This is a genomic window from Streptomyces yerevanensis, from assembly GCF_000716805.1.
Classification (GTDB): domain Bacteria; phylum Actinomycetota; class Actinomycetes; order Streptomycetales; family Streptomycetaceae; genus Streptomyces; species Streptomyces flaveus.
The window spans coordinates 41198-49325 of record NZ_JNWJ01000080.1 but is presented as its reverse complement, the minus strand read 5'-3'; the positions used below and the strand labels follow the sequence as shown (position 1 = coordinate 49325).

General features: G+C 67.0%; 8 protein-coding genes. 6 read left to right on the top strand and 2 right to left on the bottom strand.

Annotation, left to right across the window (positions count from 1 at the left end; translation table 11 throughout):
- A partial coding sequence (locus tag OP79_RS56605; RefSeq protein WP_211270986.1) for a hypothetical protein occupies positions 1 to 284 on the bottom strand: 284 nt, incomplete at its 3' end.
- Positions 285 to 590: 306 nt separating this feature from the next.
- Between OP79_RS56605 and OP79_RS43640 the strand changes: the two genes are divergently transcribed.
- Positions 591 to 1505 (top strand): DUF4231 domain-containing protein, encoded by a 915-nt coding sequence (locus OP79_RS43640; RefSeq protein WP_342669587.1) that lies wholly within the window; start codon positions 591 to 593, stop codon positions 1503 to 1505.
- A 59-nt stretch (positions 1506 to 1564) separates the two neighbouring features.
- Complete coding sequence (locus OP79_RS43635; protein WP_033328690.1) at positions 1565 to 2080, top strand: pyridoxamine 5'-phosphate oxidase family protein; 516 nt, start codon at positions 1565 to 1567, stop codon at positions 2078 to 2080.
- Here OP79_RS43635 and OP79_RS43630 read toward each other — a convergent pair.
- The gene (locus tag OP79_RS43630; protein ID WP_033328689.1) at positions 2073 to 2282 is read right to left on the bottom strand and encodes a hypothetical protein; all 210 of its coding nucleotides are present in this window, start codon (positions 2280 to 2282) and stop codon (positions 2073 to 2075) included. The two genes, OP79_RS43635 and OP79_RS43630, sit on opposite strands and share 8 nt — an antisense overlap.
- Positions 2283 to 2383: 101 nt before the next feature.
- On the opposite strand from OP79_RS43630, the gene OP79_RS43625 reads away from it, so the two are divergent.
- Genes OP79_RS43625 through OP79_RS50805 form a run of 4 tightly spaced genes read left to right on the top strand, consistent with a single transcriptional unit; the run spans position 2384 to position 8084 of the window.
- The gene (locus tag OP79_RS43625; protein ID WP_033328688.1) at positions 2384 to 3229 is read left to right on the top strand and encodes a beta/alpha barrel domain-containing protein; all 846 of its coding nucleotides are present in this window, start codon (positions 2384 to 2386) and stop codon (positions 3227 to 3229) included.
- On the top strand, positions 3226 to 4134 hold the full coding sequence (locus OP79_RS43620) for a DMT family transporter (protein ID WP_033328687.1): 909 nt from the start codon (positions 3226 to 3228) through the stop codon (positions 4132 to 4134). The genes OP79_RS43625 and OP79_RS43620 overlap by 4 nt, the downstream gene beginning before the upstream one ends.
- A gap of 28 nt (positions 4135 to 4162) precedes the next feature.
- The gene (locus tag OP79_RS43615; RefSeq protein ID WP_157857473.1) at positions 4163 to 4951 is read left to right on the top strand and encodes an SDR family NAD(P)-dependent oxidoreductase; all 789 of its coding nucleotides are present in this window, start codon (positions 4163 to 4165) and stop codon (positions 4949 to 4951) included.
- Between the two features lie 31 nt (positions 4952 to 4982).
- Entirely contained in the window at positions 4983 to 8084 is a 3102-nt protein-coding gene (locus OP79_RS50805) for an SUMF1/EgtB/PvdO family nonheme iron enzyme (RefSeq protein WP_051745525.1), read from the top strand.
- Positions 8085 to 8128: the final 44 nt, after the last annotated feature.

Genomic DNA, 8128 nt, shown 5'->3' with positions numbered 1-8128 from the left:
CCTTTCGGATCGAGGTAAGCCATTAGGCCCAGAAACATCCTCCAAGTTCCTCCCAGCTGAACTGGGAATATGACAAGGCGCCTCGTGGCGCAGCAGCGAGTTCCGTCGGTGCCCCTATCGACCCCGCCGAGGTGCGGGAGCGCATAGACGCCGAGCCGGGGGATCTGAGCGACCTCCTCAACGTGGCCGACCGGGTGGCCACGGTGGACGGTGCCGTCAACGCGAGTGAGAAAGTCGTCATCTCCGAGCTTCGAGATCGCTGCCGCCGAGTCTGACGCCGTCATGCGCTACCTCCCACAATGGCGAAGATCTGACGCGTGAGTTGTGGCCTGCTGGCAGTCTCGCGGCTTGATTCGGAGGTTCGCGCATGTGCAACGAACCGAGCAGATAGGCCGTCAGGCGGCCGTTTACGGCTTCCTACAAACTTGACCCGATCAAGACGGCTTCGCCCGTCCAAGCCTTCTAGGTCGGGCTGTCAGGCACCGCTGTCAATCCGTGTCGGCGCTCGCACCCCACGGGTGTGCCCATCAGACTGAGGAATCTCTGCGACCGTTGCCGAGAGGGCCTTGCGCCCCCTCCCCGTGATCGTCATGATCGTGAACATGTCTGGGGGGCCGAGCGAGTTAAGTCTGACCGATGACGGTCTGCCATCCATGTTCCGCTCCGCGGACACTGCCTCCTTGGCTGGTCAGGCGGATACGGTCCGGTGGTCCGCTCTCCAGCTGTGCATGCTGGTCGTCGGAGCCGTTCTGGGTGGCGTCAACATCAAGCTCGGCAACGACCTTGACTTGGGCGCCCTCATCGCATCGATCGCACTGCTGGCCTCGCTCGTACCGGCCCTGTGGCTGACCGCGAAGAACCCTCAGCGCACTTGGTACCGGGGGCGCGCGGCGGCCGAATCGCTGCGCACCCTGTCATGGAAGTACGCGGTGCGGGCGGAACCCTTCGCGGGCACCGACGCGGCGGCGAACGAGCGGCTGCTGCACGACATGTCGAGCATCCTGCGTGATCTCCGTGACGTCGGCTGGCTCAGCGACGCCGGCGGACAAGCCGAGATCACCGGCGAGATGCGGCGCCTGCGCAGCCAGCCACTCCGGCTTCGGCAACAGGCCTACATGGAAGGGCGCTTGGAGGCCGAGTACACCTGGTACACCTCCAAAGCGGCCAGGTTCGCGCGCATGGCCCGTCGGTGGACGGCGGCCGCGTTCATCGCGACGTCGCTCGGCCTGGCGGGAGGGTTCTTGCGCGCCTTCGGCGTGCTCGACTACGACGGCCTGGGGAGCGCCTCGGCCATCGCGGCTGCCGTTACCGCATGGGTGCAGCTCAAGCAGTACCGTCCCCTGGCGGCCGCGTACTCGCTCACCGCGCACGAACTGCTCTTGGTGAAGGCCGGCTTGGAGACCCTGGCCGACGACGAGGTCCAGTGGTCACGTCGGTGCAGTGAGGCCGAGGACGCCATCTCACGGGAGCACACCATGTGGCTTGCTCGCCGGGAGGCAGCCTGAATTCCGGCCACAGTGCTCGCCCCTATTCAGTCACTTCCTCAACCAGGAGGAGCGCATTCATGTCCTACCGGCTCGACGCCCGAGACGGAACCCACGCCAATGAAGCACTGCGTGCAAGCCTGGAGGAACTGCTCGCCGACAACACGCTCCTCTCCCTCGCAACCACGGGACCCGAAGGCGCGCACATCAACACCGCGTTCTTCGCCCACGACGGAGAACTGGACCTGTACTTCGTCAGCGAGCGGTCCACACAGCACAGCCAGAACACGGCCGGTGATCCGCGCGCAGCAGCCACCGTGACGCGTCAGCCCCCCGAGTACGGCGAGCACCTTCAAGGCGTCCAGCTGTCCGGCGTCGTGCACGAAGCGCGAGAGGTGGAGACGGGCGCGAAGTCTGCTCTGGCTTGCTATCAGCGGCGGTTCCCGACGTTTGCGCAGGACGCGGCCATGCAGCAGCGTTTCCTCACTGGCGAAGGCCCTCTGGCACTGTACCGATTCCGTGTCGAGTCGCTGACGCTGCTGGACGAGCCCCGGTTCGGGCGCCGCGTGTACGTCAAGGCGGCCGTCGTCAGGTAGCGGGAGGGGCGGTCGGCTCGATGTCGTCCACGATGTCGATTTCCGGTACGTCGACGTTCGCGAAGACGGCCAGGCTGTCCGCAGGGTCCAAGTCGGCCGCCAGACGGTGCAGTTCCTCAAGGGGGTCGACGCTGTCGGGAAGCGTGCCGTCCTGGAGTTGCTGCACCCAGTCCGTACGCCGTGGTCCGCGTACCGCGTCCATGCGATCGTCCTCTCGGTCGGTCCACCGCCCGCCACGGTACCGGCCCTCACGCTCACACCCCAGCCACATGCTGACCATGACGGACCCGAAAGAGGAAACCCATGGCTTCCAACGGCAAGGCAGTCAGGCTCGCCCGGATCATCCCGGGCGTTCGGACGGTAGTGGTGCCCTTTGACGACGACCTCATCAACGGGCCCTATGCCGGTCTCACCGATCCTGTGACACGTGTACGAGAGGTGGCCTTAGGCGGGGCCGATGCCGTACTTGGCTTCCCACGCCTCCTGACGCAGTACACGGAGAGAGGCGTGCGCCTCCCCTTCGTCGCCAACCTCACCGCGAGCACCGTCCTCGGAGTGCACACCCGCAAGGTCGCGGTGAGCTCCGTGGAACGTGCCGTGCGCCATGGGTGCGACGGCGTCGCAGTGCACGTGAACGTGTCGGACCGTCAGGAGCCTGACATGCTGGCAGCTCTGGGCGCGGTCGCCGAGGACTGTGAACGGTGGGGGATGCCGCTCCTGGCCATCATGTACCCACGGCGCACCCATGACGGGGCGGATGACAACTACCTCGAACTCAAAGAGCACGATCGCGACCGATATGCCGATCTGGTGCGCCACTGTGTCCGGATCGCGGTGGAGCTCGGCGCGGACGTGGTGAAGACGCAGTACACCGGCGACCCGGAATCCTTTGCCTCGGTCACCACAGCATCCATGGGGATACCCGTGATCGTCGCCGGCGGACCTCGTACGTCGATCCGTGAAGCCCTGAGCAACGCGCACGGCGCGATCACGGCGGGTGCCACCGGAGTCTGCTTCGGGAGGCAGACGTACAACCGCACCGACATAACCGGCTTCGTACGCATGCTGCGCTCGGTGGTTCACGATGACCTCCCACCGGATGAGGTGCTGGCCGGCCAACCGGGCGTCGCCGCCGCGAGCGGGCAGTGAGCGTCACGTCCACGGCGTCCCTGCGCCGTTACAGTCCGGCGCTGGGTACCGCGGCCGTGGCGGTGCTGTGGGGCACCAGCGGCGTCCTGGTCCGAGAAAGCGCGCTGTCTGCTGCCGCGATCGCGTTCGGGCGGGCCGCAGTGGGCGCGGCGGCACTGTGGCTGTGGGAAGCGTCCACGCCGCGAGGCCGGGGCCGCGCGAGCATCCGCAGCTACGGGAAGCCCGAGGTGCGCTCGCTGCTGTGGTCCGGGGCGCTCCTGGGCGTGCACTGGCTGACGTTCGTGATGGCCTTGCAGCGCGCGCCGATCGGCACGGTGCTGCTCGGTATCTATCTCGCTCCGCTCGCCATTGCGGGGCTGGCCCGCCGCACTCTTCAGGAACGCGTCACGCGTGGCCAGATGGCATCGTTGGCGCTGGCTCTGGTCGGCAGCGTCTTCGTCCTTCAGCCCGGACAGACCGGCGGTCGTGACGGTCTGACGTTGATCGCTGTATCCGCTCTTGCTTACGCGGGATCCACACTTGCCAGCAAGAAGGCGCTGGCGACCATCCCGCCCGTGCGGGTCGCGGCTGGGCAACTGACCGTCGCCGCTGTCCTCCTGATGCCCTGGCTCGCCGTCCATCCGACGCTGCCGAGCGGCGTCGACCTCCTGGTCATCACCAGTCTGGGCCTCGTTTACAGCGCGCTGGCGCTCCTGGCCTACCTTGCCTTCCTCAAGCGCCTGCCGGTGACGACGGCCGGGATCCTGCTGTACCTCGAACCGGTCTCGGCACTGGTCTCCGGCTGGATCTTCCTGGGCGAGCATCCCGTGCCTCTCACCTGGCTCGGAGCATGTCTCGTACTCGTCGCCGGCGTCGTGGTCAGCAAGGACTCCGTGAGCAACACCGAGCAGAGACAGGTCAGTTGAGTAGTGATCCGATACGGTGAGTTCAGCCGTGCGAGATCATCGATTCACGATCACCGAAGGACAGATCATGTCGCTCTCCGGTCAGGTTGCCGTCGTCACCGGTTCCTCGCGTGGAATCGGGCACTCCGTAGCGCTCGCCTTCGCGGAGCGCGGCGCGAAGGTCGTGGTCAACTCGCACAGCGACGTCGCAGGCGGAGAGGCACTCGTCCAGACGATCAAAGAGAACGGCGGCAGCGCGCTGTACGTGCAGGCCGACGTGGCCGACACCACCGATGTCGAGCGGCTCTTCACGACCACCGAGGAGGCGTTCGGCCCGGTCGACGTGCTGGTGAACAACGCGGGCCTCACCGAAGGCATGCCCATCCTGGACTCCACCAAGGACCATTGGCTGCGCATGCTGAACATCAACCTCCTCTCCACCGTGCTGTGCTCAGTACGGGCGGCCAGGACGATGAAGGAGCGAGGCAGCGGCGTCATCATCAACACCTCCTCCATCCGCGGCTTCGACGCGACAGGCCGGGAAGGCGTAATGGCCTATTCTGCAGCCAAGGCCGCCGTCAACAACTTCACCCGCACCCTGGCCAAGGAACTCGCTCCGAACGTACGCGTGAACGCTGTCGCCCCCGGCTTCGTCGAGACCTCGTACATGGACCGGACCGACGACGCGCTGAAGGAGTCCTGGCTGGAGATCATCCCTCTGCGCCAGTTCATCGCCCCCGACGACATTGCGGGCGCCTACGTCTTCCTCGCCGAGTCCCCGTACATGACCGGCACCCTCCTGACTGCCGACGCGGGGTTCACCCTGGGACGCGGCTGAAGAGAGCAGAAAATCGGGGGAAGGTGTAACAGTGGTCCGGGAGAAGATCTTCATCTCCTATCAGAGGGACTCCGCCGCGGTCGCGCAGCGCATCCATGACGCATTGGAAGCCGCAGGCTTCGACGCCTGGGTGGACACCGAACGCATCCGGCACACCGATCGATGGGCCACCTCCATCGACCAGGCGTTACGCGCGGCCGACCGGCTCGTCGTGCTTCTCACCGCGAAGGCTGCGGAGTCCCACGAGGTTTTCAACGAGTGGTTCTTCTTCTACGACCACCGCAAGCCCATCCACGTCGTGCGCATCGACGGCTGCGAACTGCACTACCAACTAGTCCCGTTTCAGCGCCTGGAATGGACCACCGAGGCCGACGAGGACGAATGGGCGGCACGCATGAGTGCCCTCGTAACCGCGCTGCACGGCTCCTTCTCATGGCCCGACGGGGCCTCGCCGGACGACGCCGTGGTCACCACCCCTTTCGCCCCGGCCCGCACGTTGCCGGGCGCGTTCGCCGCACTCGAAGAAGCCATCCGCAGCCCTGATCGCTCCGTCGCCCTCACCGACCATCAGCTCCACGACATCCGTGACCACCCCTCGCGTAGCGTCCGCGAGTACTTGCTGTCCTGCTACGCCCGGTGGTGCAGCCCGCGCTACCAGCTGGACCGCCGCTTCGTGCGCCTCGCCCTGGTCTACGACGAAGGCACCGACGCCGCCGACCGGTGGGTCACCGCGCCGAGCAGCCGTCGCACCGACGACCTCCAGGCCGTTCTCGCTGGCAGCGACTCCTTCGCGTACGTACTGCTGGGAGCCCCCGGCTCGGGCAAGACGACGCTGCTGCGCCGCCTCGAACTCGACGTGGCCGCAGAGGGAATGACCCGCTCCGCTGATGCGGTCATCCCGTTCAGCGTCTCGCTGGCCGAATACGGTCTCAACTCCGGCGAACCGCCTGCCCCGCGCCGCTGGCTGGAGGACCGCTGGAGGGCACGCAACCCGCACCTGCCCGAGCTTGCGCATTTCCTGGAGTCGGGCCGCCTCCTGCTGCTCCTGGATGGACTCAACGAACTCGCCTACTTCGATGCCGCCGACCTGCGCCGCCGCATCGACGGGTGGAAGGCATTCCTCTACGAATGCGTTCGCGACGTTCCCGGGAACCGGGCCGTGTTCACCTGCCGCACGCTCGACTACGGCGCCATGCTCAGCAGCAAGGACGTCGGAGTCCCGCACATCCGCCTCGAACCCATGACACGCGACCAGGTCCTGGAGTACATCGCCCTCCACCTGCCCGAACAGGCCGACCTTGTCCGCGAAGCCCTGAACCGCGACCTGCGAGCCCTGTCGTTCTACCGCACTCCGTACATGCTGCGCCTGCTGGTCAACCAGGTCCGCGCTGTGGGCACGGTCCCCGTCGGACGCGTCGACGCGTTCGCCGGCATGGTGCGCGAACTACTCCGCCGCGAGATCCTCTCCGGCAACCCGCGGACCGCCGACCCGGAGCTCCTCACCGATCGCGAGCAACGCCGCCTTCGCGACGGTGTCCGCGACCCGCTGTGGCTCCCGGACCGCGGCCACCTCGTGCCCGCCCTGACCCGCCTCGCGTACCAGATGCAAGAGGCCAAGCGCGGCGAGGACAAAGGAAGCGTCGTCGTCGACTACGACACGGCTGTCGACCTCCTCAACGGGCTGGCCCACCTTGCGGAAGCGTCCCTGCGTGTCGGCTGCGACACCGGCATCCTCGACGAGGACGAAGAAGCCATACGCTTCTTCCACCAGCTCCTCCAGGAGTTCTTTGCCGCGCGTCAACTCGCGGCAGCCCCCGACTTCTCCCGCCTCGCTGTCCTTGACACGGCCACCGCCGTGGCCCCGCCCCTGGCCGAAGTACTGGCCCAACTCGCACCTGGCGAGCCGCTACCACCTCTGCCGACCACCGGTTGGGAGGAGACGGCCGTCATGGCCGCGGCCCTAGCCGAGGACCCCGATGCGTTCGTCCGCGACGTCCTCGAGGTCAACCCGGCGCTGGCAGGACGCTGCCTGGCCGCTCCCGACGTACGTGTCGACGCAGCCGTTCGCGCAGAGGTAACGCACACGCTCGCCGCCCGCAGCACCGCCCCGGCGACGGACCTACGGGCCCGCATCAACTACGGCCGTATCCTCGGCGTCCTGGGCGATCCCCGCCTGACGCGCGTCGAGAGCGTTCACGGCGTCGCGCTCGTCCCGGAGTTCGCACGCATTCCAGCCGACGGCCACCGCATCGGAGCCGAAGACACTCCCTACGACCTCGAACGGCCCGTCCACGAAGTGCAACTGCCAGCCTTCGACCTGGCCCGCCGTCCTGTCACCAACGCCGAGTACGCCCACTTCATAGCAGCCGGCGGCTATGAAGAAGACCGGTGGTGGCACTCCGCCCACGCCCGGAGATGGCGCTCCGGCGAGGGCATCCAGGAACTCATCGCCGCCGAGTGGCGCAAGAAACGCGACAACCTGCGCCGCCGCCCCAACCTCCCCGTCGACATGCTCCGCACTGGCGCGGCCACCCTGCAGCAGGCCGTCAGCATGGTGAAGCTGACGACCATGACCGACGAGGCCATCTGGAAGGCGCTGATCGACATCTACGGCACGGAGGCACCGCGCACACCGGCGTACTGGTACGACAGCCTCCTCGCCCACCCCAGCGCCCCGGTCGTCGGCGTCTCCGTCTACGAGGCGGAGGCATACTGCGCCTGGCTCAGCGCCGTGACCGGCAGGAAGATCCGTCTGCCCACCGAATACGAATGGGAAGCCGCCGCGTCGGCTGGAGGGCGAGCCTTTCCGTACGGGGACGACTTCGACGCACTCGCGTCGAACACCTTCGAGCTCCACGCGCGCAGTACACTCCCCGTCGGCATTTTCCCCGAAGGACAGAGCCTCGCAGGTATCGACGACCTGTCCGGCAACGTCTTCGAGTGGACGGCAAGCGCCCCGGAACCGTATCCCTACGATCAGCACGCCCGCCCATCGGATGCACCCGGCGATACCCGAGTCTGCCGTGGGGGATCGTGGCGCCATCGGCACAACAGGGCTCGGGCCGCGTATCGGGGGCGGGGACAGTGTTTCGTACGCAACGACGATCTTGGATTCCGGCTCGCGAGGGAGTAAGGGCAAGACCGGAGCGGTACCTTATGTAAGTTTCCCGGCGGACT

Excerpts from the sequence above, each read along its gene's own strand:
- OP79_RS43630 (WP_033328689.1), bottom strand. The coding sequence starts at position 2,282 with ATGGACGCGGTACGCGGACCACGGCGTACGGACTGGGTGCAGCAACTC.
- OP79_RS43640 (WP_342669587.1), top strand. The coding sequence starts at position 591 with ATGATCGTGAACATGTCTGGGGGGCCGAGCGAGTTAAGTCTGACCGAT.
- OP79_RS43635 (WP_033328690.1), top strand. The coding sequence starts at position 1,565 with ATGTCCTACCGGCTCGACGCCCGAGACGGAACCCACGCCAATGAAGCA.
- OP79_RS43625 (WP_033328688.1), top strand. The coding sequence starts at position 2,384 with ATGGCTTCCAACGGCAAGGCAGTCAGGCTCGCCCGGATCATCCCGGGC.